The following is a 26,092-nucleotide window of genomic DNA, read 5'->3' on the forward strand; positions in this document are numbered from 1 at the left end:
TATCATAGGTGCTCCGCCAGATCATCAGACGCTCATTTTTTATGCTATATTTTATACATAAGGAAAATTTGAGAGTTGAGGTGCAGCATGACATCAATGAATATTGTCGAATCATCCGTCAAACCAGGATTAATGGCTTTTCAAGCAAGTGCTGAAGATCAGGCTGAGGTGCAGGAGTTAATTTTGAAGACGGCCAGATGGCTGCACAGCAAAGGCTCCACCCAATGGGGACGCTTACTAAAAGGAAAAGATGATCACAACCTGGGCGGCGCTATTGCACGCGGAGAAGTGGTTATTTTCCGAGCATCAGAGGATCATGGCTTGGCAGGCGCAGTGATCTTGCAGCAGCAGCCCAGTGCATGGGACTGTAAGTTGTGGGGATTAGACGAAACGGATTCTGAGGGAGGAACCTCAGTATATCTGCATCGTTTGGTTGTGGATCGCGATAGCACCGGGAAGGGTCTAGGCCGTGAGCTGATGCAATGGATTGAACAAGGTATCCACTTCACAGGCAAGGACCGAATCCGTTTAGACTGTATTGCGGGCAATGACAAGCTTAGCGAGTTTTACAGACAATGCGGTTATACGTATATAGGCGAAACGAACGGCTATAATACTTTTGAAAAGATGCTAATAAAGATTTAGAAAACTGAATTATAGCTCAAGGAATACGAAAGAAGGAAGCAGGTGATCTGCATTCTTCTTTTTTTGTTGTGCAGCCTTTACTTTCCCTTGATCGCTGTCATATCAGAGTCCTCCAAAAGAGAAAATTTATATGAAAATGAAAATGGGGATATCGTGTCTCACCCTTCTACATATGATGATAGGGAAGTTTTGTAAGCGTTTTAAAATAGGAAGGCATACAACCAAGTGAAGCTACAGGAGGCGGTTAAAGTGGACGATTACATGAGCTGGATAAAGATTGGATTTTTCCTCATCGTTCTGTTTTTACTTGCAGCGGCATGCAGTACCTCTCCCAAAATAGAGAACACAGACGGGCAAAAAGTGCGGCTTACGATGCAGGTTTGGGGTAATCCTGCGGAGGTAAAGGTGTATCAGCGGGCACTCGATGCATTTGAAAAGGAAAACCCGAATATCGAGGTTAAGCTGGTGCCTGTACCGGGAGACCAATATGAGCAAAAGCTGTTGACACAGCTTCAGGGAAGTCGCGGACCGGATGTGTTTTATTCGTATGAACCGACGATTGCGCGTTTGATCGGGGCGAAGCAGGTACAGCCTTTGGGTGAGTTTTTAAAAAGTGATGCAAGTGATGTGAAGGCTGAGGATTTTCCAGAAGGATTGTGGGGACCGGCAAAGCGTGATGGGGAAATCTATGGGGTCACTCCCGACTCAAACCCGATGGTCATGTATTACAACAAAAAGGTATTCAAGGAAGCAGGCGTGAAGACGCCGCAAGAATACTATGACGAAGGCAAGTGGAACTGGGATGCCTTTGAGGAGGCTACTTCCAAGCTGAAGGCAGCCGGAAAACAGGGTTATATTGCGGAAAACTGGTGGGCTCACTGGTATTCATGGGTGTGGTCGAATGGCGGTCAGATTTTTGATGAACAAGGCAAATATGTGCTGGACCACAATGAAAAGGGCAAGGAAGCCTTCAGTTTTATGTACGATATGGTGAAAAGGGGAAATGCCGTATATCTCGGATCACTTCCCAAAGGGCAAGGGGCTGACGCGATGTTCATGTCCAATCAAGTCGGTATGCTGGCGGCGGGAAGATGGCTGGAGCCCTTGTTTAATCAAAATAAAAGCCTCGACTTTGATTATATCTACTGGCCATCCGATAGCGGAAAGAATGAGCCCGTTGCCATTCCGGTTGCCTATGTAGCTGTAAATAAAAATAGTCCGCATGTGCAAGAGGCCATGAAGCTGGCAGCATTCTACGTCTCTGTGAAGGGGCAGGAGGCGCGGCTGGTTGAAGGTGGGAATGCCATGGGTACGCTTGCTGCCGCAGATGAGAGCATTATGAAAAAGGCGACCATTGAGCATTCAAGCTATTTGACCGAGGGACGTAACATAGGGCATGCTCATGGATCTGCATTGGCCTTTGATGCTCAGGTGCCGGGGTTGAACTCGGATATCACGGAGACCATCGACCTGATGTTCTTGGGCAAGCAGGATGCTGCGGCAACCATTGAAAAGTTGAATCAGATCATATCCAAGGCGGTCAAGTAGGCACGGGATGACCCGTGACCGGGGAGGAAGGTGACTAGATGCCGAAAAAGCATCAAGCGCTGTGGGGGCCTTATAAACAAGCAAGGAACGTCGATATTTTTAATGGTCATGAGATTACCAATCTTCCAGTGAGCAGAAATTATATTAATATTTTGCTTGAGGTATACTCAGATGATGTATTGCAGTGAATATTATGAATCATCAGAGAGGCATGCCCAAATGAATGGAGGGTCCGCGAAACAGCTAATTTACAGCTGATTGCGACACCCTCTTTTAGTTGTCCGGACGGAAATGTACTCGTATTTCATGCTGTTTACGTCATCAACATACTATCTACGCCAGTCCATTGAAATTTCTTCTGTACTATTTGATAATCTAGACACAACAGAAGAAACGATTGACTCATATTCAAAACTATGAAAGGAGAATGCGAGTGAAATAGACTTTTACGTTATGACGTCTTGGCAATCACTCAGGGCGAGGTGCGGCTGGCCCAAGCCCAATTGAGCAGAGCCAATTCAGCGCTACCTCATGCAGCACGTTGATGTTGTCTACCTGACAGTGTTCTAATCCGCCAAGTCGTCTATCCTCTATCGGGAAGAACGTCTTGTTTTTCGAGCCCGCTTGCTCATAATTTTTCAAGGCTTGTGTCAGCGGATTTGGCTGAACCAATATCTCTTCCGCTCCGTGCATTACAAGAAGCGGACATTCTATCTGGTGGAGCACGCCCTCAAGATCATAGGCAAAACGCGGATTACCCGCAAAGTCCTCCAAGCTTTTTGCCCCCAGAATTCTCATGCCATGTGCGGCCAGACTCGGTGGCATCCATTTAAGCATTGCATCCCAATCAAAGGCGTGCGTACCACCGTCGGAGATGACGGCAGCAATCCTGTGATCGAACGAAGCGAATCGCAAAGAGTCGTAAGCCGCAAAACTCTCACCGTGCACGATAATCTTATCGGGATCGACTTCCGGCCGCGTTAGAAGAAAGTCGATTGCTCGGGAATGGAAAGCCTCACTGTCCGCTCGTCTTCCTTTTCCCTTTTCGTACAGCGAGAGGCCGGTGCCAGGCTGGTCATAGACCAGAAAGTTATATCCACACGAAATAAAAGCGGGACCTAGCCAGAAATAGTTTTCAATTGACCACTCGTCGCCACCGTTGAGAGCAAAAAGGGTCGGCTTCGGACCTTTTATCCAGGAAGGGGAGAAGAAGTAACCATCCAGCTTGACACCTTCGTAATCGACTTGGATCTTCTCCGGTTGGACATCGAAGTACTTTCCGGCAGCTTCGAAGAGTTCATTTACTTTCTTAAATACACGGATTTTCTCGGTGTCATCATCCATCACCGCATATTCCGCAATTCTGTAGTAATTGCAGGCACGAATGTAGCAGTTTCGTGCTGTATACCAGTTTCCAGCCGTTTCGGCCTCCTTGCCGTGTTTTTCCAATGCCTGAGCCGTTATGAGCCATTCCCTGTGCCACGTATCTTTGTCATCGGGGTCGATTTTTTTGCAGGCCTCGTAGATCTCGGTGACATCCGTAGCACCGAGGCTTGCCATACCTAAAGCTTTGGTGACTTGGTATGACATCATGTAGTGATTGGGCCAACGGCTGAACTCAATTGACATTGTAACATCCTCCTTTTCCAGTTCTAGTTATTGTAGTTTTTTTACTACAAGTAATTTTTACAACACAAAGATAAAGCTTCGTTAAAAGAAAAATAAATGTTTATAAAGAGAATATAAAAAATTATAAAACACTGAAAAAATAAAAAAGGCTGCTGCCTGGGTGTTCACAGCTGGCAGCAGCCTTTATCTCCTGTAGTAAAAAGAAAATGTGCACAAATAAAATCAGTGTTGTGCGGCCAAGGGAAGGCTGAATCTTATCCCCAAACCGCCATATTCGGAAGGGTAGGCGCAAATTTCGCCCCTATGATGTTCAATAATGGATTTACAGCTTGCAAGCCCCAGCCCCAGTCCGCCCTTTTGGATTTGCCGCGATTTATCCACAGTGAAAAATTTGAGGAACAGAGAAGATATATCCTTTTCCGGCACTCCAATTCCATTATCCTCGATTTGAAAAAAGGCATACTGTCCTAGCGGGTATCCGGTCATATACACTTTCAGCTTATTTTTCCCTCCATATCTTACAGCATTGCTAAAGAGGTTACCGAAAACCCGACGTATCATCGGTTCATTGACCATCAGCAATATATTTTCCGTAAATGAATGGCGGCAAGTAAGCTCGTTGTCAAGTCCTGCCAACTCATACTCATATTCAAGGGCAATGTTTTCAAATAATTTTGATGCTTTTACAGGTGTAGCTACCATAGATTCCAACTCCAGTTTTTCTTTGGTGAAGCTGGAAAAATCATTGATGAGTTCAACCATATATCCTGACTTCTTTTGAATCAAATCATAATATTCCTGCTTTTCAGTTTCTGGTAAATCCTTGTGCGTAGCCAGCAGTTCAGTAAAACCATTAATAGATGTCAAGGGTGTTTTCAAGTCGTGGGCAATTGCCGCGATCATATCGATCTGCTCTTTGTGGGCGAGTTGAAGCCGGTGCTCCATCTTATTGAAGTGTTTATAAAGTTCTCCGATCTCGTCATTACTTCTCAGAGCTAGCGGAGGCAGTGGATGTACAATATTTACTTCTTCAAGCCTGGTATTCAGAAGCTGAATGGGTTTCTCTATGCAAAAATGAATATAGATAATTAGAATAATAAATATGAAACAGGCAATTGCAAATATGGGCAGGAGTAATGCTATATATCGCGAGTCCAGCAATGAACTGCGTATAGGGGAATATACTGCAAAGACAAGCTTCAGGTACATTCCAATCGAAAACATGAATATTATAAACATCAGCAGGAACAAAAGAGGAAGCTTTATTTTCAGTTTCATACTATTGCTCTCTTTCCGTGTATTTATATCCTATGCCCCATATTGTTTTAATAAAGTCATATTCAGGACCAAGTTTCTTACGGATATTTTTTATATGAACCGTTACGGTATTTATTTCTCCGTATTCGTCTCCCCAGACGTTTTCATATATCTGCTCACGAGTCAATACATTATTGGGGTGGCGCATGAGGATAGACAGAATCTGAAATTCCTTCGTTGATAAGTCGAGCTTCCTGCTATTCAGGAATGCTTCAAACGTCTTATCGTTCAAAATGAGCGGAGAATCCGCCTTTTCGTTACTGGGACTAAGTTCATCCCACTCTTTAAAAAGCCTGTCCACTTTTCTGAAGTGAGCCTTTATCCTGGAGACAAGCTCCTGAATACTGAAAGGTTTGGTCATGTAATCGTCTGCTCCTATTTCGAGCCCGACGATTTTATCAATGTCCTTATCACGCGCACTTAAAAACAAAATTGGAACATTATAAGAGTTTCGGATACTTCTGCAGACATCAAGTCCATCCATATCAGGCATCACTATATCAAGAACGATGAAATCAATGTGATTTTCTTCCAATGCAGATAAGGCTTCTTTCCCAGAATATGCCGAAATTATTGCAAATTGCTCGTATCTTAAACTCTTTGTGATGAGTTTTACGATTTCTTCATCGTCGTCTACAACTAATATCGTTTTTAGCATATTTATACCTCCCAGCCGCTTTAAGTGGACTGAATTTATAAAACAAGAGCCGCATGATCCTCTCGCATTGAAAAAAGTAGCGTTCAAAGCGTCTCTGCGGTCGAGCTATGCACATATTCCGGCTTGAAGACCTGCATATAGCTTTTGACGTAATGCCCGGGAGTGTGTCTAATCAAAAGACGGTGTGAAAAGGCTGAAAACCATCACAAGTTTTGGTTTTCAGCCTTTTCCGATAAAGTCCATCCGAGCTACGCACTCCACATGACTTTGATAGGACTCAAATGGGAAGATCATGAAACATGGTATACATCAAATGGGTATTCCGCTCCAAATCCCTTACTGATTGAAATCAGTAAGGGATCATGGCTCTATAGTAACAGCTATTATCGTAATGTAAAGGGAGATGTAACGCACATTTTGGATTACACCAACCCTTCGGGTTTTAAAACTCCGAGAACCTTTGGAACAGGAGATGCCGATTTTTCGTATGGCTACTCCTTTTTGTATTTTTTTCGGTACTGTAGCGGGGTGTGTCCGGTAAGGTGCTTGAATACACGACCAAAGTGAGCGATGCTGTCAAAACCCGTTTTTTCAGCAATGGAAGTCACTTTCCAGTTTGTTTCTCTCAAGTACACACGAGCCTGCTGGACCCGCACATCTTGAAGATATTCTACTAAGGTAAAACCTGTTGTCTGCTTGAAAATACGGCACAAATACGTGCTGCTAATATAAAAATGCTCAGCCAGCTGATCTAGTGACAGGCTCTCGGCATAATGAGCATGCAGGTATGCGATGACTGAGTACACGCGTTGCTGCTTTTCGCTACGTTCCGGTGCAATGGTATCGGCAGTGGCCGATTGTATGCGCCGGATGCGGATAAGGAGCTGGAGTAGCAAGCTTTGGAGATATAGTTGGCGGTAGGCATGTTCTTGGTAGTATTCATCCAGCATTTGCTGGAATAGATGCTCCAGCTCGCATTGTTCTTCCGCGGAGGGGCGAAGCAGAAAGCTTTTTTCTGGCAGAAGAGGCTGGTTCTGATCGCTGGAGGGAGAGACAGTCATTGGCGAGGCTGCAAATTCTTCATCAAAGTTAATCAAAATCCGTTCATGGCTACCGCTACCCTTGTTACTTGTACGGTGAAAATCATGTTTGCTAATCCAAATCAGATCGCCCTTCTGGAGCGCGTATACCCGCTGATTAATGTAGTAGTAGCGCTCTCCTGCCAGCAAATAATAGATTTCGTGCGCTTGGTGGACATGGTCGGCGGACATGCTGAATGGCACCGTCCGTAGCGCTTGCTCAATGGCAAAGCGGGGTGTAGCGATCATATCGATAGTCTCCTTTAATGAAAGAATACATAAGGATAATATATGTTTATTTTTTGGGAAAAATCATAATAAAAGCGAAGATTTCGCTCTTTCTTATACTATAAAATAAAAGCAATTCATGTAAAGGGTGTGAGCCAATTGGCTAAAATCAAATATGCGCTTGTGGGTACCGGAGGAAGAGCCGAATTTTTTTACGGTGAAGTTGTTACCGTTTTCAAAGATACCTCGGAGCTGATCGCGTTCTGTGACGTCAATCAGACGAGAATGGATTATGCCAATCAGCTGTTACAGGAGAAATACGAGCATGAGCCGATTGCGACCTATAAAGCACACGAGTTTGATCGGATGATCGCGGAAACGAAGCCGGATATCGTCATTGTCACGACCATTGACCGGGTACATCATCGGTATATTATTCGGGCGATGGAGCTGGGCTGTGATGTCATTTCTGAGAAGCCGATGACGGTGGATGAGGACAAATGCCAAGACATTCTGGATGCCATAGACCGCACGGGACGGAAGCTGCGCGTCACCTTTAACTACCGCTATGCGCCGCATAATACGAAAATCCGCGAGATTATTATGGACGGAACGCTCGGAGAGGTGCTGTCAGTCAATTTCGAGTGGTTGCTGAATACACAGCATGGCGCAGATTATTTCCGTCGGTGGCACCGGGACAAGCGCAATAGCGGTGGTCTGCTAGTGCATAAATCGACGCATCATTTTGATCTGATGAACTTCTGGCTTGGCTCGAAACCGGAGACGGTGTATGCGATGGGAGATCTGAAATTTTACGGCCGGGAAAATGCGGAGCAGCGTGGCGTGACGGAGTTTTATCAACGGGCTTACGGCAGCAAGGCAGCGGAAAATGACCCTTTCGCGCTACACCTGGACCGTAACGAGCATCTAAAAAGCATGTATCTGGACGCTGAGCATGAGGATGGTTATGTGCGGGATCAAAGCGTATTTGGCGACAATATCAGCATTGAAGATACGCTGAGTGTCATGGTGAAGTATGAGAACAAGACGGTGATGAACTATTCGCTGAATGCTTACATGCCTTGGGAGGGCTTTATCATCGTATTTAATGGCACGAAGGGACGGATGGAGGTTCGGGTATCCGAGCAATCCTATGTTAATTCCGGTGGCAGCAAGGCAGATGAGGGTGCGCTAAAAGAGAAGACTATCACCATCTATCCCCACTTTGCAGCACCTTATGAGGTCGAGGTAGAAGAAGGCGTAGGTGGTCATGGCGGAGGAGATCCAGTTATGCTGTGGGATATTTTTGATAAGCCGGCAGAGGATCGGTTTCATCGTGCGGCCTCACATATCGATGGTGCATGGTCCATTTTAACAGGCATCGCCGCCAACCGCTCTATGCGTACAGGTCAGCCAGTGAAGGTGGAGGAACTGGTGCGCTTGTAATGAGTAGTAAATTTAATACCGAAAAGACCCCTCTAACTAGATTGAACAGAGGGGTCTTATTTTGGTATTCAAATATAGAATGCACCTTACATCTTACGGCACTTTATTTTATTATTTATCAGCAGTCAGTTCCCGGGTTCCCAGTTGTTGTACAGGACGATGGTTATCGGGGAAAATGGCAGCAAACTGGTTGATTTGGTCTGCGGACAATTCAATAGGCTGCTCCAGCACTGTCCAATTTACATGTTCTGTGCATGGCGGGGTAGTCAGCGATCCGTTGTAGCGAACGGAGTGCAGGTCTTTTGGCAGCAGCGCAGCGAGATTTATTTCTTCATCCAGAGCCGCTTCTTGGGAAATATCCTTCGGCAGTTTGGACCAAATGCGGTTGAAAGCCTTGTTTTCTTTGCCACTTTGGATAAGGACCCCTAAGACAGCTGTGCTTCCGTTGTTGCTTTGATGGACAAAATGAAGCTCCATTTCAGCATTTTTACCATCAATTTGATGTTCGCTCGGGTGGTGAAAGTGAAACTGCTTTAAAGTGAATTTAGTACCGTCCAGCATGATGTTATTGCTGGCATCGGCAACATTGATTTGCACAGTGTGCCCATTATTCAAAATGGATGCTTTCGTTTTAGTGTAATGAACTTGCAGCGGTTGCTGTGTTTGCGATGCTTCCAGATGGGTATGCTCTATATTGACAGGAGATTGTTCGTGGCCGTTACCACAAGCAACAAAATCTTTTTCCAGCTCTCCCCAATGTTCCGGTCCCTGATCTCCTTCATAGGACCAGTGTGGGCCTTTCTGAACAACTGCATGAGCGTTGTTAACTGATGAGGATGAAGTGCTAGTGGTACTAGAAATGGCGGGCTGTGAATTGCATCCTGTTACCGATACAGCCAAGATAATGGCAAATATGCTGAACAGGCAACCTTTCCAGTTTTTTTTCATGTTTCTTTATCCTTCTTCCAAAATAGAATATGTGAAACTTTTTACATTGTAAATTATTGTACAAAGTTCCTACAAGGGTCCAAGGACTTAGAAAGAAGCGTTTTTGGATTAAATAGTTTTAAGTTAGATTTATATTTGTCCTTTTTGGGCAAAAATTACTATAATAATGAGTGTACATTACAAAATAATTCCATATCTATTTAAAGGAGAGATCTACATGAAAGCAGCAATTGTTACAAAAGACAAGAAAGTCAGTATAGAAGAGAGACCTTTGCGTTCCTTGAAGCATGGAGAAGCGTTAGTCCAAGTTGAATACTGCGGAGTTTGCCACACAGATTTACATGTGAAAAATGCAGATTTCGGTGATGTCACAGGCAGAGTTCTAGGGCATGAAGGTATTGGAAAAGTCATTGAATTAGGTGAAGGAGTAACCAGTCTTAAAATTGGTGATCGCGTAAGTATTGCCTGGATGTTCGAAAGCTGCGGTCATTGTGAATATTGCCTAACTGGGCGGGAAACGCTGTGTCGTGAAGTTAAAAATGCCGGATATACGGTAGACGGTGCAATGGCAGAGCAATGTATTGTCACAGCTGACTACGCGGTCAAGGTACCAGATAGTCTTGATCCTGCCGCTGCAAGTAGTGTAACTTGTGCAGGGGTTACAACATATAAAGCAGTTAAAGTAAGTGAAATCAAACCAGGCCAATGGATCGGTATCTTCGGCATTGGCGGCTTGGGTAACCTGGCGGTGCAATATGCCAAAAATGTATTCAATGCTAAAGTTGTAGCCTTTGACATCAGTGATGAAAAACTAGAACTGGCCAAACAAATTGGTGCTGACTATATCGTTAACAGCATGAAAGAAGATCCGGTCGCTCGTGCCAAGGAATTAACAAACGGTGCTGGTCTGGATGCAACCGTGGTTACTGCTGTTGCCAAAACACCTTTCAACCAGGCCATCGACGTTGTAAAAGCTGGCGCGCGTGTTGTAGCTGTAGGTCTTCCAACCGATAAGATGGATCTGGACATTCCTCGTCTGGTTCTGGACGGCATTCAAGTTATTGGCTCCTTGGTCGGCACTCGTGAAGACCTTAAAGAAGCGTTCCAGTTCGCTGCAGAAGGTAAAGTCGTCCCTCTTGTACAAAAACGTCCGCTCGAAGACATTAATGAGATCTTCGAGGAAATGGAGCAGGGCAAAATCCAAGGACGTATGGTTATTGATTTCACAAAATAAAATGAAATCGAATTGGTAACCCTTGGAATTTAGAGAGAGGAAGCGCCTGCTGATGTATTGCAGGCGCTCTTTTTGGCTTTACAGCTTATTCAGAATGTTATCTTCCAAAACCGCAGATTTATCCCCATATTCTTTGATGATATGTCTTTCTCCCCAGGCACAAAGAGAATCTAAAATGCTTTTCAGACTACATCCATATTCACTAAGCTCGTACTCCACTTTGGGTGGAACCTGATTATAGCTAATCCGATTGACAATGCCGTCTTCCTCTAATTCACGAAGCTGCTGAGTCAGCATTTTTTGTGTTATGGAAGGCATCATCCGTTTTAATTCGCTTGTCCGCATCTTTCCATGTGTCAAATGACACAAAATCACGCATTTCCATTTCCCCCCGATCACCTCTAACGTCGCCTCAACAGAGATATTGTATTTTTTCTTCCCCAATGCCGATCCCTCCATGTGTATCGCTTTCTGTTATACATACCTTAACAGCCTGTTTTAATCAAAAAGAACTTTATTTAGGGTACTTTTTGGTACCTATATCACTAAAAAGTACGTACTGTTCATAATTGCTTGAATAACTCATAATAACATCTGTTGGTTGAAGATTTCTATAGATAGGAGGGAAAAACATGTCGCCAGAATCAAAAGGAAGTATATGGCCATTACTGGCTCTAGCCGTAAGCGCCTTTGCGATTGGGACAACTGAGTTCATCAGCGTGGGACTGCTTCCCCTCATTGCTGAAGACTTGCACATATCTGTAACGATGTCCGCACTAACTGTAACGCTGTATGCATTAGGAGTTACCATCGGGGCACCTGTCTTGACCTCATTAACATCAAGTGTTCCCCGTAAAACGTTGCTGTTGTGGATCATGATTATATTTATTGCAGGTAACAGCCTTGCTGCGGTCTCTAGTGGAATTGCCTTGCTGCTGATTGCACGTGTGATCTCGGCGTTCGCCCATGGGGTGTTCATGTCCATCGGTTCCACCATCGCGGCCGATCTTGTGCCGGATGATCGTCGAGCGAGTGCGATTTCCATTATGTTCTCCGGGTTGACCGTAGCCACAGTCACAGGTGTACCTTTGGGTACCTATATTGGGCAGCAATGGGGTTGGCGGGCTGCATTTATGGCGATTGTGGTCGTCGGTGTAGTGGCACTCATGGCCAATCTGATTCTGCTGCCATCTACACTGCGCAAAGGGAACAAGACTCCTTTCCGCGAGCAGGTCAAACTGGTTACCAATGGTCGCTTGCTACTTGCATTTATCATTACAGCTTTGGGGTATGGAGGCACATTTGTGGTGTTTACTTATTTATCTCCATTACTCCACGACATAACCGGATTTCAGCAAAGTACGGTAACGTTTATTCTTTTGCTGTATGGAATTGCGATTGCCATCGGGAATGTCATTGGCGGAAAAGCAGCAAACCGTAAGCCGCTTTCAGCTTTGTTTTACATGTTTCTGATTCAAGCAGTGATCCTTTTTCTCCTGTTGTTCACGGCACCTTTTAAAACGGCAGGACTGATTACGATCTTCTTTATGGGATTGCTTGCGTTTATGAACGTGCCCGGGTTACAGGTATATGTAGTCATGTTAGCCGAACGGTTTGCACCCAAAGCTGTCGATGTTGCCTCTGCTGTTAATATTGCTGCTTTCAACGCAGGGATAGCCATCGGAGCTTATGTAGGCGGGATTGTAACGGATTCACTCGGTCTCATTCATACAGCCTGGATCGGGAGCATTATGGTTTTCGTTGCTGTTCTGCTCACAGGCTGGAGTCGTATGCTCGAAAAAAGGGATACAACCACCATTGCAGGTTAAAGCTTTTAAAAAATAGAGAGGAAGATACAAAATGACACAAAACTTACAAAGCACAACATTGTTAAACAACGGAGTTCGTATGCCTTGGTTTGGCATCGGGGTATTTAAAGTGGAGGAAGGTTCGGAGCTGGTCGATGCTATAAAGGCTGCTGTGAAGCATGGCTACCGCAGTATAGATACAGCTGCAATCTATGCGAATGAAAGCAGTGTAGGGCAGGCTATTCAGGAAGCCCTTCAGGAAAATAATCTGTCCAGAGAAGAACTGTTCGTCACGTCCAAAGTGTGGAATGCAGATTTAGGCTATGAAGAGACACGAGCAGCTTATGAAGCCAGTCTGGATAAGCTGGGTCTGGAATACCTGGATCTATATCTGATTCATTGGCCAGTTCAGGGAAAGTATAAAGAAGCTTGGAGAGCGTTGGAATCCTTGTATAAAGAAGGACGGATTAAGGCAATTGGAGTCAGCAACTTCCAGATTCATCATTTGGAAGATCTCATGAAAGATGCTGAAATCAAGCCAATGATCAATCAGGTGGAGTTCCATCCACAATTAACCCAAACCGAGCTGTTGCAATTCTGTCAAAAGAACGACATTCAAATGGAAGCCTGGTCCCCGTTAATGCAAGGCCAATTGCTGGATCATCCGGTACTGCAAGACATAGCGACCAAGTACGGTAAATCGGTGGCGCAAGTGATTTTACGCTGGGATGTGCAGCAGGGAGTTGTCACCATTCCCAAGTCTACCAAGGCGCATCGGATCGTCGAAAATGCCGATATTTTTGACTTCGAACTGACGCGCGAGGATATGGATCGAATTCAGGCGTTAAATGCCGATCTTCGGGTAGGTCCAGATCCGGATAACTTTGATTTTTAAAATTACGTTCATCATGAGACGCCGTTTCCTTCTTCACTGAAGGGACGGCGTTTTGTGCATGATGGGTCTGGAGCCACAGCAATCCAATCCCGCCATATGGTATTATAGGGTTATGTGAAAAGAGACGTTTTGGAAGCTTGTGAATACGAAAAATCTCCGGGGGACTTCATGAATAAGACAATTGCAGATATAGCCCAAATGGCTGGTGTATCCAAGAGCACGGTATCCCGTTTTTTGAACGGCGGGTCTGTCAGCGTGGATACGAAACGAAAAATTGAAAAAGTGGTTAAAGCCACGGGCTATGTGCCCAATGCCTTTGCCCAGAGTCTTAAGGCGAAGCGGACCAACATTATCGGCACCGTTGTGCCGCGTCTGGATTCTTTTGCGACATCCCATACGCTGATGGGGATTGATGAGGAACTGCGTTCTCAGCATTATCAGATGCTGATCTCCAATACGAGCCAGGATGTACAGCGTGAAATCGAAGCCATTTATGAGCTGGGCCGACAAAAGATTTCGGGTATCATTTTGCTGGCTGCTCAAATTACAGACGACCATCTGACCGCGATTCGTGACATCGGTATTCCAGTGTTGCTGGTGGGCCAGCAGCACGAGCAGCTTCATAGCCTTATCCATGATGACTATCGTGCAGGATATGATATTGGCACGTACGTTTTGTCTCAGGGACACCGCGAAATTGCCTACGTTGGTGTTACTGAAAAGGATGTTGCCGTCGGTGTGCAGCGCAAGGAGGGCTTTAGGCAGGCTGTACGCGATGCATTGCCTACTGAGTCTCGTACGGACGATGCGATGCAAGCAGCAGGGTATGATATCAGATACTATGAGACCGGATTTAAAATGTCCGATGCACGAATTGCTGCATCCGCTATTTTGGACAATTTCAAGCCAACGTTAATGGTGTGTGCTACGGATAATATTGCGCTGGGCGTAATCAATGCGGCTTATTCCAGAGGGATTGTCATTCCGTCGGATTTGTCGGTAACTGGCTTTGGGGGATACGATATTACGGAGGTCATTCACCCTGCGCTGACAACCGTTCAATATCCGTATATGGATGCTGGACGTGTAGCAGCGCAAAATATTATGCGGCTGGTAGAACATAAATCGGTAGAAAAAGTGACGGTCATGAATTATTCCCTTATCGAAAGAGAAAGCGTTGACAAACGCTGAACAAGTGGATTATAATTTCTTCGAAACCGGTTCCATAGTATACGGACATAAATGGAATCGGTTGCAAATCCATGGATGAGCATTTTTTTAATCGTATGGGAACCGGTTCCGAAAGAATATTTTTTTCACTAATTTGGAACCGGTTCCTGAGGCGAAGTTTTAATAAAAATGAGGTACAACTATGAAAATGACAAGAGAACAAAAGTATCGAGTGATCGAGCAGGCAGAGCCCGGTGAAATAGCCAGCTTGGAGGAGAAAGTGGAGCAATGTCACTGGCGGCAGGCGTTTCATATCCAGCCACCGACAGGTTTGCTCAATGACCCTAATGGCTTTTCGTATTACCAAGGTGAATACCACTTATTTTATCAGTGGTTTCCACTCGGAACGGATCATGGGATGAAATACTGGTATCATTTGAAATCCAGAGATTTGGCCACATGGAATAGTGCGGGTATTGGCATTGCACCTGGGGATTATTTTGATTCACATGGGGCTTACTCAGGCAGCGCACTGGAGCATGAGGGCAAATTATATATGCTGTATACGGGAAATGCACGAGATGAAGATTGGATCAGACATCCTTATCAATGCATGGCTGTTATGGACGAGAACGGTCGCATTACTAAATGGGAGCACCCCGTTATTTCCAATGTGCCAGAAGGGTATACAGACCATTTTCGTGATCCCAAGCTATGGAAAGACGGCGATAGCTTTTACTGTGTGATTGGTGCCCAAAGAACGAATTTAACAGGCTGCGCCGTCCTCTACCGATCAACCGACCTTCATTCATGGGAGTTTGAGGGAGAATTGTGCACAGGGCTGGAGTCGTTTGGCTACATGTGGGAATGTCCGGATTATTTTGAACTGAACGAAGCAGGTGTCTTGATCTTTTCTCCTCAGGGCTTGGAGCCTTCCGGGGATGAAAATCACAATATTTATCAATCGGGCTACGTAATCGGCAAGCCGTTAGATACCGGTACAAAAATACTGGAGCACGGCGCATTCCACGAGCTCGACAGAGGCTTTGACTTCTATGCGCCACAGACGATGATTGACCCGCAGGGGCGGCGTATTATGGTGGCATGGATGGGTCTGCCGGATATCGACTATCCCACAGATCCGAACGGATGGGCTCATTGTCTGACATTACCAAGGGAGCTTACGCTTCATGAGGGCAAACTCTTGCAGCGGCCAATTCCTGAGCTGACTACGCTACGCAGAAATCGTGAGGATCGGGTAGCTGACACGTTATTCTCAGAGAGCAAAACCTATGAAGGATTTACAGGTACGGCCTATGAGCTGATCTGTGAGGTAGATCTTTTAAGCGCTAAGATGTTTGGTATTGAATTCCGTGCGAGTGAGACTGAGAAAACGGTAATTAAATATGATGCCATCAGTCGCAAACTAGTATTGGATCGTTCGCAATCAGGTGAGCCTGTAGCCACTTCGTATGGTGAGATACGGCAGTGTTCATGGGATAAAGATCATATCAAACTTCATTTGTTTGTAGATGCGTCTTCAGTTGAGATTTTCGTCAATGATGGGGAAGAGGTGTTCACCAGTCGTATTTTTCCGCATCCAGAGAGTGACGAAATACGCTTTTTTGCCGACAAGGGAGAGGCTCTCTTCCAGGCGGTGAAATGGGATTTTACATGAGTAGGCTAAAACATCAAGTGGATCGTTAATCATCAAACATAACGGAATCAACGAGAGGATGAACATCATGGCGGAGAACAGAGAAATAGCTAAAGAAGTGATCCAGGCAATCGGTGGGCAAGAAAATATTGCATCTTTTGCTCATTGCGCGACGCGCTTGCGGATTATGGTGCATGACAAGGAGAAAATTGATCAGAAAAAAGTTGAGGAGATCGACAAGGTCAAGGGTGCTTTCTTCAATTCCGGGCAATATCAGATTATTTTTGGTACAGGTACGGTAAATCGAATTTTCGAAGAGGTTGAAAAGCTTGGCGTGACTGGTTCATCTAAAGAAGAGGTGAAGAGTCAGGCGAAAAAGGAAGGGAACGTCTTCCAGCGCTCCATCCGTACCTTTGGTGATGTGTTTGTACCGATTATTCCTGTGCTGGTCGCTACAGGGCTGTTCATGGGGCTACGTGGCTTGCTCACTCAGCCGCAAATTCTCGCTCTACTTGGCATGACGCCACAGGACATTTCACCCAATTTTCTATTGTACACACAAGTATTAACAGATACGGCCTTTGCTTTTCTGCCAGCGTTAGTCGCATGGTCAGCCTTTAGAGTATTCGGTGGTAGTCCAGTGCTGGGTATCGTTCTCGGTCTGATGCTGGTAAATCCAGCCTTGCCCAACGCTTATAGTGTTGCGGACGGTTCAGCCCACCCGTTGACGATGTTCGGATTCATTCCTGTGGTGGGCTATCAAGGCTCGGTATTGCCAGCTTTCTTCGTGGGCTTGATCGGAGCCAAGCTGGAGCGGGCGCTGCGCAAACGGGTGCCTGAAGCGCTAGATTTGATTCTCACACCGTTTTTAACACTGTTGATCATGATCACTTTGGGATTGTTTGCCATCGGTCCGATTTTCCATTCACTCGAAGAATGGGTGCTGCACGGAACAACGTTTGTGCTGGATTTGCCTTTCGGTATTGCAGGGATTGTCATCGGTTTCTTGCATCAGATTATCGTTGTTACAGGTGTGCATCATATCTTTAATTTCTTGGAGATTCAACTGCTTGAAAAGAACGGCGCGAACGCCTTTAACGCCATCATTACCTGCGCTATGGCTGCTCAAGGTGCTGCCTGTCTGGCGGTTGGACTGAAAACGAAGAATAGCAAGCTAAAAGCGTTAGCACTTCCTTCCTCGTTGTCTGCTTTTCTGGGGATTACGGAACCGGCTATTTTCGGGGTCAACCTGAGATACATGAAGCCTTTTGTCATGGGGCTTATCGGTGGTGCGGTTGGCGGTTTTATCGCTTCACTCTTCCATTTGGCGGCTACAGGTATGGCAGTTACAGTCATTCCAGGCACGTTGCTCTACATGAACCATCAGCTTCCGCTTTACATTTTGGCGAACTTGGCTGCTATGGTTGTAGCCTTTGTCCTGACCTGGATGTTTGGCTATAACGATAAAATGCTGGAAGAGGTCAAAACAGCGGGTTCTTCAACTTAATATGATTTCGGAATAAGCACAGATTCGCATATAAATGAACTATAACGGTCGCCCTACTTTGGAGCGCTCTAGGCCCTTGTTGAAAAGGGATGCTAGAGAAGCTTCCAGGTGGGGAGACCGTTTTTTATAGACTTTATCATTACGTATCCGGATACGTAATTTGGCTTTGGCCAACAGTCGGCTCATAACGCAATGGTTTCAGAGCATCTCAATGAAATGGACTTTGGACGTTAGTCCATTTTTAAACGCCCAATAGACTGAAAATGCTCCCTTCATGCTGAATGATTGTCCATTTTTATCTGTCAGACTTCCGGAAGGAGACGAAATATTGTGTCAATGAGGTAAAAATTACAATAATATGTACACTATGGGTATTTTGTGTGTTATTATATAAATGTTGTTAAAATTTAGTATTTGAGAGGCAATTATTCGTGAAAAAATTTCTTGTAACTATGCTAGTTGTCATGCTGGTAGCCATCGGATTGAGCCCTACAAGCTCCTACGCAGATTCCTCTTCATCGGCTAAAGAATCTTCTTCATCGTCTCTATTCCCACCATATTCTTCAATTGCTAATTCGAATTCACTATTGAGCGGTTTGACGCCTGAAGAATATAATGAAGTTATCAAAAATGCGAAACCCATAGAATCAATTGCTGTTGAAAAAGAAAAGACTCAACTCGATCAAAAGATTTCTCCTATGTCATTGGGAGCATGGTCATTTAGTCACCATTCTCGAGACGATGGGGCTGTTTACTCTAATAAGTTTTCGGTTAATAACGCAGCTATCCTGAATTTCCATGTAGTACAATGGGCAGATGGTAGTTCTTGGTCCAGCCCTGAAGTAGGTTACCTGCTTGTGAACAAAAATTATTTGGGAGAGGTTTTTGCCGTTTATGGAAGATATACAGATGAAAATAGGGATTTTCAAATTAAAGCTCCAGGTTTTGGAGAATATCAGGTAATGGTACTTAACCACGATTATTATGTTTTTTATGAACTCGTTATAATACTAATATTTTCTAAAATACGTAATACATCTTTTGAGAAGGGAGGTGTGTGCGTGTGAACAAGCGATTAAGAACAAGTGTTGTTGTCTTAGGTCTAACTGTTCTTATCGGAGGGGTTATAACCGTCATTCAAAGCCAAACTTTTGCTAATGAAATTAAAACTGAGGTTAAGGTAACCGGCGATTCTAAAACCAGTGTAACCAAAACTGAGACTAAGGCAACCGATGATTCTAACCAGCTCTCACCAGAGAGAAAGAAAGAACTAACTCATCTAGCTGAATCTAAACAACCCCATGTCCTGTTAACTGAGCACGGAGATTTTTATCCCGTTAAGGTTCCAAACAAGTACCAAAGCGATCAGGTTGCAAATTTGGATAATAAGGGAGAAGAAATAACTTCTAAAACAAAACAGGTCATTTTAAGAAATTTCACCTACGAAAAAAAAGAGGAAGAAAACTGATTTTCCCAGGAACGCTCAAAAAAATGAGCGTTCTTTTTTCTAGCTTCAAATTCAAAATTGCTTCGTATCATCTTCCCATAGTCCTATTTCTGTAGTTCTAAACGATGGAGGAACGTTCATCCAGAAATTCGGACGGCGAGCAGCCTGTTAACCGTTTGAAGATCCGATGAAAATAGGAAACATCACTATATCCCACATACTCCGAAATTTCACGAATCGTTAGCCGGGACTCGGTCAGCATGTAGATGGCGGTTTTAATACGTTGCGTATGTACATGCTCACTGATCGTTTGGCGTGTTACCTCACGCAGCAGCGTCGCGGCATAATTGGGGGTTTTACGGATGGCGTCGCCAAGCTCCTCCTTGGTCACCTTTTCCCGGTAGTGGTTCTGGATATACTGTTTCATATGTTCCACATGTCGCTCTCGATCGCAAGAAATGGCGCCTTTGTCCCATTCCTGATTCATATATATCATGGCCTCGGTCAGCAGACAGTCAGCCATCATGGTGTAGTAGCTTGGGTGTTCAGTCCATTGATAGTACATCGATTTGATCCGTTCATGCAGCATATCGTAGCATCCAGGTTTGATCAACAACGGCTTGTCGGTATTCAGTATGGGAAGTGTGCTGTTCGTACATGTTTTGCGGCAATGTATCACATACTTGGTATGAAAAAGCGTAGGAATGCTCTTGCCATAGTAATCCAGATGACCGGGTAAAAGCAGTGTTTCACCCTTACCGAGAATGAATTTGCAATCGTTCACCCAATATACACATTTGCCAAAGGTGACCAAAATGAACAGTAAGTCATCGTTGTCGCTATTTGCACTAGCCTTTTCATACCAGTCCACTCCGTTGTCCTGCCGTATATCTACCAATGTAATCACGAAACTCACTCCCCGATGTCTTCAACATTCATTATACTGTAGTACATTCATCATACTATAGTTCATAGTCTTGGTGCACGGGTACAGGTAGAATAGAGCCATATAAGTTTAATGTAGATAGAGAAGCAAAGTGGAATAGAAAACCATACAGTAAAGACATTCAGGAGGATGACATTACTATGCTTAAAACGAAAATTATTTGTACTATGGGACCTGCCTGTGACTCCATTCATTTGTTAAAAGAAATGATCCAGGCTGGTATGACTGTAGCCCGCTTGAATATGGCTCACGGTGAGCTGGAAGATCACGTTAAACGTATCGAAAATGTGCGTCAGGCTGCGAAGGAAATGAATACCTTTATCCCTGTCATGATGGATATTAAAGGACCGGAAATACGGATTGGCAAGCTGAGAGAGGCATCTTGTCTGCTGAAGCCAGGTAGCCAGCTCATTCTGACCACAGAAGAGATTCTAGGGGACGAGCATCGTATTTCAGTGAATTACCCGGATATGCCGAAGGACATCAAACCAGGCGACCGCATTCTCATTGACGACGGTTTGGTTGATCTGACTGTAACCTCCATCGAAGGTACGGAAATGATTTGTAATATTGTAAGCGGCGGTATTTTGAAGCCGAGAAAAGGTGTAAACCTGCCAGGGATTCATACAACCCTTCCAGGCGTGACGGAGCGAGATGTGAGACACATCCAATTTGGGGTGGAGCAGCGCGTTGAGCTTATTGCGGCTTCTTTTGTGCGTAAAGGCGACGATATCCGTGAAATCCGTGAGATTTTGAAGGGACATCATGCGGAGCATGTACAAATTTATTCCAAAATTGAAAATGCTGAAGGCATGGAAAACTTGGATGATATTATCGAAGCTTCCGATGGCATTATGGTAGCCCGTGGCGATCTGGGCGTCGAGGTGCCGATTCAAGATGTGCCTGTGATGCAAAAAGAAATGATCGACAAGTGTAATCTGGTCGGCAAGCCCGTTATCGTAGCTACCCACATGCTGGAATCCATGCAGGTGAACCCGCGTCCGACGAGAGCTGAAGTTAGTGACGTGTTTAATGCCGTTATGCAAGGAGCCGATGTTGTTATGCTGTCAGGTGAATCTGCTGCAGGTAAATATCCTGTCGAGTCTGTACGGACCATGGCTGCGGTAGCTGCCAGTGCAGAATCACAATTGGATTATCAGGAGCAGTTCGATAAGCGCAGAGCACGTCAGAGCACCAACATTACCGAAGTGATTAGTCAGGGTGCGGTAAGTTCGTCTCTGGAGCTGGATGCCAAAGCGATTATTACCTCGACTGCCAGTGGATTCACGGCACGTATGGTATCCAAATATCGTCCGAAGGCGCCTATTATTGCGGTTACTCCGAATAATACGGTATTCGCTAAAATTTGCCTGTTATCCGGTGTGTTCCCGATCAAAGGGGATAAAGTAGCTACAACGGATGAAATGTTCGAATCCTCCATCCGTAACGCTCTGAATGCAGGATATATCCATAAAGGTGACACTGTAGTCCTGTCGGCGGGTGTTCCAGTCGCTGAGGCGGGCACCACTAACTTGATCCGAGTATACCAAGTGTAATTTACAACAAAATATAGACAGCAAAAAGGCGCCATCCCGTCGGGGGAGCGCCTTTTTGACATGAATTAAGAAGCACCTCTGAGGGTGTCATGAACTACGGCGTATAGCTGGCCACGTACGTCACTGACTTACAGCCCGAACACACTTTTAGCAACGACTTGTGTCAATTCTGCTTTATGGGCTTGATATTGCTCAGGCGTAATGCTCTTATTAGCCAGTCGTTGATCCAACTGCTCCGTTAACTGAGCTACTTGTAAATCAACGACAGCCTGTGCATCCTGATTATTGGTGTGTGCAATATCTGCCAAGGTTTGACCGTTATACAACGCTTCATATAATTGCTCATCCGAGGATGCGCCCAATGTTTTCAACAGTTCATCATCCTTGGAAGCTTCATTATCCTGTACCTGAGGGGCTCTCTCTGGAGCCAGTGTAGCAGCATTAGCCCGACTTCCCCAAGTAGAAGATTGCCCAATAGACAACGCCAGCAACAGTGTACAGATGACCAACATTCGTTTTCGATTCATAAGTGTAAAATCTCCTTTGTGTTTCATTCAATTTCTGACAGAGTGGAGCCTTATATGGATATCCAACGGGAGTAATGTTTATGCCTTTAGCCGATCCGGCTTATGTAGTTACCAGATTCTAATATACATCATACACACCCAATCTTAGTGCCAGCTTAATACTCGTTTAAAATAAACTAAAAGAGGAGAATGTAAACAGGTAAAGCTAAAAAAATTCACGGATGTGAATAATGGAAGTAATTTTACCCTTTGAATTCTGCCGGATATGAAAAAAACCTCCTTCACAAAAGTGAAGGAGGTTTTTAGACAACTACAACCATTACAATTTAGGGTTTTTTCCATATTTATTGTCGTTAGGCTGACTGTCTTGGCATGCGAATACAATCAAAATAATTGACCCTACAAGAGGAATCAGAGCGATTAGAATCCACCATCCGCTTCTGCCTGTATCATGCAGTCTACGGGCCAGAACGGCCAAGGATGGCAGCAAGACTGCCAGAGAGTAAATGTACGTCAATATCGGAGTTAAGCCCACAAGACCATCGATCAGACCGACTATAAAGCTGGCAATTACGCTAAATAGAACAAACATCCAATATTCGGTACGTCTTGCTCTACCTTGGAATCCTACATAGTTTTTTAATCCGTTTAAATACCATTGCATATATTTTCACCTCCTCATAAAATGTAAATATTTGTATTATAATCATCATAAAACAGTTGTTTTTAAATATATCGGCAGGTAACATATAGAATTTTACTTGTCAAATTATAACTTTAAACTAGGAATTAAAGCAATACATTTATTATAATTAATAATACAGTGAATAATTTATAAAAATATAAAATTACATATTGAATTTTCCATATCCATTGAATAATATAGAGGTACGGTTAACCGTCGGGTTTGAATAGGCCTTCTTAACAGAAGGTGCTTTTATTTTTCAAATCTATTGAAAGCGCTTTAAATTGGACAGGAGGGATAAGTAACTTTAAATTCGAGGGCGAAGAAGTTAATACAAACATAATCCTGACCGCTTTCCCAAAATTGTTTTATGTTATCAGGGATGTTCAAAACGAGAGGAGATTAATTTATGAAGCATTTATTTGTTCGTAAAGTAACGGCAGCTTCACTCGCAGGTGCGCTGTTGTTGCCTGCTTCTTTGGTAGGCGCCGAGCAAACACTCAATTTAGATACAGATGGAATTCAAAATGTGGGGCAAACTTCCCTTCAAGCTCAAGACCTAGAAAACTTTTCAATTCAAAGTAAAAAGGCTGTCTCTTTCAAGGAGACTTCCGTACATGATCCATCCATCCTGAAAGTAAAAGACACCTTTTACATTTTTGGCTCCCATCTGGCGGCTGCCAAGTCCAAAGACCTCATGAATTGGGATACGATTGCTACAGGAGTGGCGAATGGTAATGCATTGATTCCCAACGTCAAAGAAGAATTAAAGGAAGCGCTGGATTGGGCACAGACGGACACGCTGTGGGCAGCTGATGTCATTCAACTGGCAGATGGCAAGTTCTATATGTATTATAACGCTTGTAAAGGTGACTCCCCGCGTTCAGCAATGGGCCTAGCAGTTGCTGATAAAATTGAAGGGCCGTATAAGAATAAAGGGATTTTTCTAAAATCCGGTATGTGGGACCAACCGAGTGAGGATGGGGCGATCTATGACGCAACCAAGCATCCGAACGCCGTGGACCCGGACACCTTTTACGATAAGAACGGCAAGCTGTGGATGGTATATGGCTCCTACTCAGGAGGCATCTTCATTATGCAGATGGATGAAAAAACAGGGAAGCCGCTCCCAGGTCAAGGCTACGGGAAAAAGCTGACAGGCGGCAACCATGCTCGTATGGAAGGGCCGTACATACAATACAGTCCGCAAACGGACTACTATTACTTGTTCCTATCGTATGGTGGATTGTCAGCGGATGGCGGATACAACCTGCGGGTGGCTCGGTCCAAAACACCGGATGGTCCTTTCTACGATGCTGAAGGCAACGATATGATCAAGGTCAAGGCGAATCCGGACAAACCACTTTTTGATGACGCTTCCATTGAACCATACGGTGTCAAACTGATAGGTAATTACCTGATTCCAAGAGAAATTGGTGATCCGGGTACAGGACTGGGTGCAGGCTATGTGTCGCCCGGACACAACTCGGCTTATTATGATCCCAAGACGAAAAAGCATTTTGTCATTTTTCATTCACGTTTCCCTGGGAGAGGCGAACAGTTTGAAGTGCGGGTACATGAAATGTTCATGAACGCTGACGGTTGGCCTGTGGTTGCTCCTTATCGTTATTCGGGAGATGAGGATTCACTGAAAAGGCTGTCAGAAAAGGATGTCCTCGGTCAATACTCGTATGTAAATCATGGAAAGGAAATTTCGGCAAATATTAAGCAAGCTGTTATCGTCAATCTGGATCGCGGTGGCAAACTGTCTGGTGGAGTGAACGGTACATGGAAGTTGGGGGCAGACAATCAGTTGGAAATTACAGCAGAGGGCACGAAGTACAAAGGTGTATTCCTGCGGCACCGTGATCCAGACACAGGTGCCAAGACGCTTGCTTTTACCGCGTTGTCCTCCAAGGGTGTTGCGGTATGGGGTTCGCTAAAGCCTGACCTGAAGGCCAGCAAGATTGTAACTGCTGTGCAGAAGGACCTTAGTCTGGGCGATACGAGCAATGTTCTTTATAATCTGACGCTACCTACTCAAGCAGCACAAGATACCACTATTTCATGGGAGTCCACCCACCCGGAGAATATTTCTGTGACAGGTGATGTATACCGTCCAGAAGCCGGTTCTCAGCCTGTAAAAGTTACATTGACGGCGACCATTAAAAAGGACAAAGCCACCGCTAAGAAAAGCTTTACAGCCATTGTTCCCGGGCAGGCCCAAGGTCCTCAGCTCGCACGCTATTCGTGGAATGAAGATCAAGGAACTACGGTTGTCGACAGCACATACAATCAATTTGATGGTAAGACCTATGGTGGTGCTGCATGGGATAAAGACGGGAAGCTTGGCGGTGCGCTTGTCCTAAACGGTAAGGATGGTTACGTGCAACTACCAAATACAGTAACAGATGCGAAGGATTTTACCTTTTCCGCTTGGGTGAACTGGAAGGGCGGTGCAGCTTGGCAACGGATTTTTGACTTCGGCAACGGCCAAGCCCGGCATATGTTTCTTACCCCTTCCCAAGGTAGCGATGTACTCCAGTTTACAATCCATGAAGGTACGGATCAAAGCTTGCTTTCCAAATCATCATTACCGCTAAACCAGTGGACACATGTAGCGGTTACACTGGAAGGGAATACAGGGAAATTGTATGTAAATGGTGAGGAAGTAGCTGTTAATGACGGTATTACCTTTAATCCCAATGAGTTGCTGACGAGCGAGGCTTATCTCGGCAAAAGCCGCTTTGCCGCCGATGCTTACTTCAATGGCAGCCTGGATGAAGTTCAATTGTATAACAAAGCGCTGACAGCAGAGGAAATTAAAGCACTGGCAGAATTGTAGTTCAAAATAAGCAAATAAACGCAGGAGATGGGCTTTTATTAAGAAGTTCGTCTCCTGCGCAATGTTTTGTATATTTATTTCTTGATTGCTGGTATAATAGGTAGCAACTGCGGATATAATGTTTTAAGTAGGCGTTAATGACTCGCTCCCGCCGAATGAACACAGCTTTGAAGCAGCAATAGAGAACATAAGCACTCTGCATAAATTAAATTCACCAGTGCTTGCGTTTTCAATACACTTATGGTAATATGAGTATATTGAGATTGTGACCTGAGATTCGCATATTGTAGAGGGCTATTGTTTTAGGTTGAAATAAC

General features: G+C 44.7%; 23 protein-coding genes. 14 read left to right on the forward strand and 9 right to left on the reverse strand.

Annotated features, from left to right (window positions below):
• Positions 1-87: 87 nt before the first annotated feature.
• The 3 genes from MKY16_RS01520 to MKY16_RS01530 all read left to right on the forward strand — a co-directional run bounded on the left by MKY16_RS01520 (position 88) and on the right by MKY16_RS01530 (position 2,381).
• Positions 88-645 carry a GNAT family N-acetyltransferase gene (locus MKY16_RS01520; RefSeq protein WP_340953803.1) on the forward strand — a complete coding sequence of 186 codons (558 nt, stop codon included), beginning with the start codon at positions 88-90 and terminating at the stop codon, positions 643-645.
• 249 nt (positions 646-894) lie between these two features.
• Positions 895-2,193 (forward strand): ABC transporter substrate-binding protein, encoded by a 1,299-nt coding sequence (locus MKY16_RS01525; RefSeq protein ID WP_340953805.1) that lies wholly within the window; start codon positions 895-897, stop codon positions 2,191-2,193.
• A gap of 38 nt (positions 2,194-2,231) precedes the next feature.
• Complete coding sequence (locus MKY16_RS01530) at positions 2,232-2,381, forward strand: hypothetical protein (protein WP_340953807.1); 150 nt, start codon at positions 2,232-2,234, stop codon at positions 2,379-2,381.
• A gap of 280 nt (positions 2,382-2,661) precedes the next feature.
• Here the strand turns inward: MKY16_RS01530 and MKY16_RS01535 are convergent, their stop codons facing one another.
• The 4 genes from MKY16_RS01535 to MKY16_RS01550 all read right to left on the reverse strand — a co-directional run bounded on the left by MKY16_RS01535 (position 2,662) and on the right by MKY16_RS01550 (position 7,125).
• Positions 2,662-3,822 (reverse strand): alpha/beta hydrolase, encoded by a 1,161-nt coding sequence (locus MKY16_RS01535; protein ID WP_340953810.1) that lies wholly within the window; start codon positions 3,820-3,822, stop codon positions 2,662-2,664.
• A 222-nt stretch (positions 3,823-4,044) separates the two neighbouring features.
• Positions 4,045-5,100 carry a HAMP domain-containing sensor histidine kinase gene (locus MKY16_RS01540; RefSeq protein WP_340953812.1) on the reverse strand — a complete coding sequence of 352 codons (1,056 nt, stop codon included), beginning with the start codon at positions 5,098-5,100 and terminating at the stop codon, positions 4,045-4,047.
• Between the two features lies 1 nt (position 5,101).
• Positions 5,102-5,797, reverse strand: a complete 696-nt coding sequence (locus MKY16_RS01545) for a response regulator transcription factor (RefSeq protein WP_322252986.1) — start codon at positions 5,795-5,797, stop codon at positions 5,102-5,104.
• A 491-nt stretch (positions 5,798-6,288) separates the two neighbouring features.
• Positions 6,289-7,125: a helix-turn-helix transcriptional regulator gene (locus tag MKY16_RS01550; protein ID WP_340953814.1), complete on the reverse strand. Its 837-nt coding sequence runs from the start codon at positions 7,123-7,125 to the stop codon at positions 6,289-6,291.
• A 138-nt stretch (positions 7,126-7,263) separates the two neighbouring features.
• Between MKY16_RS01550 and MKY16_RS01555 the strand changes: the two genes are divergently transcribed.
• Positions 7,264-8,550 carry a Gfo/Idh/MocA family protein gene (locus tag MKY16_RS01555; RefSeq protein WP_340953816.1) on the forward strand — a complete coding sequence of 429 codons (1,287 nt, stop codon included), beginning with the start codon at positions 7,264-7,266 and terminating at the stop codon, positions 8,548-8,550.
• Positions 8,551-8,661: 111 nt separating this feature from the next.
• On the opposite strand, the gene MKY16_RS01560 is transcribed toward MKY16_RS01555, so the two are convergent.
• Positions 8,662-9,498 carry a carbonic anhydrase gene (locus tag MKY16_RS01560; protein ID WP_340953819.1) on the reverse strand — a complete coding sequence of 279 codons (837 nt, stop codon included), beginning with the start codon at positions 9,496-9,498 and terminating at the stop codon, positions 8,662-8,664.
• A 217-nt stretch (positions 9,499-9,715) separates the two neighbouring features.
• Between MKY16_RS01560 and adhP the strand changes: the two genes are divergently transcribed.
• On the forward strand, positions 9,716-10,732 hold the full coding sequence (adhP, locus tag MKY16_RS01565; RefSeq protein WP_029516874.1) for an alcohol dehydrogenase AdhP: 1,017 nt from the start codon (positions 9,716-9,718) through the stop codon (positions 10,730-10,732).
• Between the two features lie 78 nt (positions 10,733-10,810).
• Here adhP and MKY16_RS01570 read toward each other — a convergent pair whose 3' ends face one another.
• Positions 10,811-11,176 carry a winged helix-turn-helix transcriptional regulator gene (locus MKY16_RS01570; RefSeq protein WP_013368959.1) on the reverse strand — a complete coding sequence of 122 codons (366 nt, stop codon included), beginning with the start codon at positions 11,174-11,176 and terminating at the stop codon, positions 10,811-10,813.
• Positions 11,177-11,364: 188 nt separating this feature from the next.
• On the opposite strand from MKY16_RS01570, the gene MKY16_RS01575 reads away from it, so the two are divergent.
• From MKY16_RS01575 to MKY16_RS01605, 7 genes are all read left to right on the forward strand, one after another.
• Positions 11,365-12,561, forward strand: coding sequence for an MFS transporter (locus tag MKY16_RS01575; RefSeq protein ID WP_340953823.1), 1,197 nt, complete (start codon positions 11,365-11,367; stop codon positions 12,559-12,561).
• Between the two features lie 31 nt (positions 12,562-12,592).
• Complete coding sequence (locus MKY16_RS01580; RefSeq protein WP_039274230.1) at positions 12,593-13,435, forward strand: aldo/keto reductase; 843 nt, start codon at positions 12,593-12,595, stop codon at positions 13,433-13,435.
• A 168-nt stretch (positions 13,436-13,603) separates the two neighbouring features.
• Positions 13,604-14,626 (forward strand): LacI family DNA-binding transcriptional regulator, encoded by a 1,023-nt coding sequence (locus MKY16_RS01585; RefSeq protein WP_165149230.1) that lies wholly within the window; start codon positions 13,604-13,606, stop codon positions 14,624-14,626.
• A gap of 181 nt (positions 14,627-14,807) precedes the next feature.
• The gene (locus tag MKY16_RS01590; RefSeq protein ID WP_340953827.1) at positions 14,808-16,283 is read left to right on the forward strand and encodes a glycoside hydrolase family 32 protein; all 1,476 of its coding nucleotides are present in this window, start codon (positions 14,808-14,810) and stop codon (positions 16,281-16,283) included.
• A gap of 67 nt (positions 16,284-16,350) precedes the next feature.
• A complete protein-coding gene (locus MKY16_RS01595; RefSeq protein WP_029516869.1) occupies positions 16,351-17,769 on the forward strand; it encodes a sucrose-specific PTS transporter subunit IIBC in 1,419 nt (472 codons plus the stop codon).
• 431 nt (positions 17,770-18,200) lie between these two features.
• Positions 18,201-18,836, forward strand: a complete 636-nt coding sequence (locus MKY16_RS01600) for a hypothetical protein (protein ID WP_340953829.1) — start codon at positions 18,201-18,203, stop codon at positions 18,834-18,836.
• The gene (locus MKY16_RS01605) at positions 18,833-19,237 is read left to right on the forward strand and encodes a hypothetical protein (RefSeq protein WP_069010127.1); all 405 of its coding nucleotides are present in this window, start codon (positions 18,833-18,835) and stop codon (positions 19,235-19,237) included. The genes MKY16_RS01600 and MKY16_RS01605 overlap by 4 nt, the downstream gene beginning before the upstream one ends.
• 97 nt (positions 19,238-19,334) lie before the next feature.
• Here the strand turns inward: MKY16_RS01605 and MKY16_RS01610 are convergent, their stop codons facing one another.
• On the reverse strand, positions 19,335-20,123 hold the full coding sequence (locus MKY16_RS01610) for a helix-turn-helix domain-containing protein (RefSeq protein ID WP_028541943.1): 789 nt from the start codon (positions 20,121-20,123) through the stop codon (positions 19,335-19,337).
• A 179-nt stretch (positions 20,124-20,302) separates the two neighbouring features.
• Here MKY16_RS01610 and pyk point away from each other — a divergent pair, with 179 nt between their 5' ends.
• Entirely contained in the window at positions 20,303-21,718 is a 1,416-nt protein-coding gene (gene pyk, locus MKY16_RS01615; RefSeq protein ID WP_029516863.1) for a pyruvate kinase, read from the forward strand.
• Between the two features lie 128 nt (positions 21,719-21,846).
• On the opposite strand, the gene MKY16_RS01620 is transcribed toward pyk, so the two are convergent.
• Positions 21,847-22,245: a hypothetical protein gene (locus MKY16_RS01620; RefSeq protein ID WP_029516862.1), complete on the reverse strand. Its 399-nt coding sequence runs from the start codon at positions 22,243-22,245 to the stop codon at positions 21,847-21,849.
• 319 nt (positions 22,246-22,564) lie between these two features.
• Positions 22,565-22,909: a DUF805 domain-containing protein gene (locus MKY16_RS01625; protein ID WP_318628183.1), complete on the reverse strand. Its 345-nt coding sequence runs from the start codon at positions 22,907-22,909 to the stop codon at positions 22,565-22,567.
• A gap of 430 nt (positions 22,910-23,339) precedes the next feature.
• Here MKY16_RS01625 and MKY16_RS01630 point away from each other — a divergent pair, with 430 nt between their 5' ends.
• A complete protein-coding gene (locus MKY16_RS01630) occupies positions 23,340-25,775 on the forward strand; it encodes a LamG-like jellyroll fold domain-containing protein (protein ID WP_340953832.1) in 2,436 nt (811 codons plus the stop codon).
• The last annotated feature ends 317 nt before the right edge of the window (positions 25,776-26,092 follow it).

This window comes from Paenibacillus sp. FSL L8-0641 (assembly GCF_038006265.1).
In the GTDB taxonomy this organism is placed as follows: domain Bacteria; phylum Bacillota; class Bacilli; order Paenibacillales; family Paenibacillaceae; genus Paenibacillus; species Paenibacillus polymyxa_D.

Excerpts from the sequence above, each read along its gene's own strand:
- adhP (WP_029516874.1), top strand. The coding sequence starts at position 9,716 with ATGAAAGCAGCAATTGTTACAAAAGACAAGAAAGTCAGTATAGAAGAG.
- MKY16_RS01595 (WP_029516869.1), top strand. The coding sequence starts at position 16,351 with ATGGCGGAGAACAGAGAAATAGCTAAAGAAGTGATCCAGGCAATCGGT.
- MKY16_RS01620 (WP_029516862.1), bottom strand. The coding sequence starts at position 22,245 with ATGAATCGAAAACGAATGTTGGTCATCTGTACACTGTTGCTGGCGTTG.
- MKY16_RS01520 (WP_340953803.1), top strand. The coding sequence starts at position 88 with ATGACATCAATGAATATTGTCGAATCATCCGTCAAACCAGGATTAATG.
- MKY16_RS01575 (WP_340953823.1), top strand. The coding sequence starts at position 11,365 with ATGTCGCCAGAATCAAAAGGAAGTATATGGCCATTACTGGCTCTAGCC.
- MKY16_RS01550 (WP_340953814.1), bottom strand. The coding sequence starts at position 7,125 with ATGATCGCTACACCCCGCTTTGCCATTGAGCAAGCGCTACGGACGGTG.
- MKY16_RS01585 (WP_165149230.1), top strand. The coding sequence starts at position 13,604 with ATGAATAAGACAATTGCAGATATAGCCCAAATGGCTGGTGTATCCAAG.
- MKY16_RS01535 (WP_340953810.1), bottom strand. The coding sequence starts at position 3,822 with ATGTCAATTGAGTTCAGCCGTTGGCCCAATCACTACATGATGTCATAC.
- MKY16_RS01545 (WP_322252986.1), bottom strand. The coding sequence starts at position 5,797 with ATGCTAAAAACGATATTAGTTGTAGACGACGATGAAGAAATCGTAAAA.
- MKY16_RS01625 (WP_318628183.1), bottom strand. The coding sequence starts at position 22,909 with ATGCAATGGTATTTAAACGGATTAAAAAACTATGTAGGATTCCAAGGT.
- MKY16_RS01560 (WP_340953819.1), bottom strand. The coding sequence starts at position 9,498 with ATGAAAAAAAACTGGAAAGGTTGCCTGTTCAGCATATTTGCCATTATC.
- MKY16_RS01540 (WP_340953812.1), bottom strand. The coding sequence starts at position 5,100 with ATGAAACTGAAAATAAAGCTTCCTCTTTTGTTCCTGCTGATGTTTATA.
- MKY16_RS01630 (WP_340953832.1), top strand. The coding sequence starts at position 23,340 with ATGAAGCATTTATTTGTTCGTAAAGTAACGGCAGCTTCACTCGCAGGT.
- pyk (WP_029516863.1), top strand. The coding sequence starts at position 20,303 with ATGCTTAAAACGAAAATTATTTGTACTATGGGACCTGCCTGTGACTCC.
- MKY16_RS01580 (WP_039274230.1), top strand. The coding sequence starts at position 12,593 with ATGACACAAAACTTACAAAGCACAACATTGTTAAACAACGGAGTTCGT.
- MKY16_RS01530 (WP_340953807.1), top strand. The coding sequence starts at position 2,232 with ATGCCGAAAAAGCATCAAGCGCTGTGGGGGCCTTATAAACAAGCAAGG.
- MKY16_RS01590 (WP_340953827.1), top strand. The coding sequence starts at position 14,808 with ATGAAAATGACAAGAGAACAAAAGTATCGAGTGATCGAGCAGGCAGAG.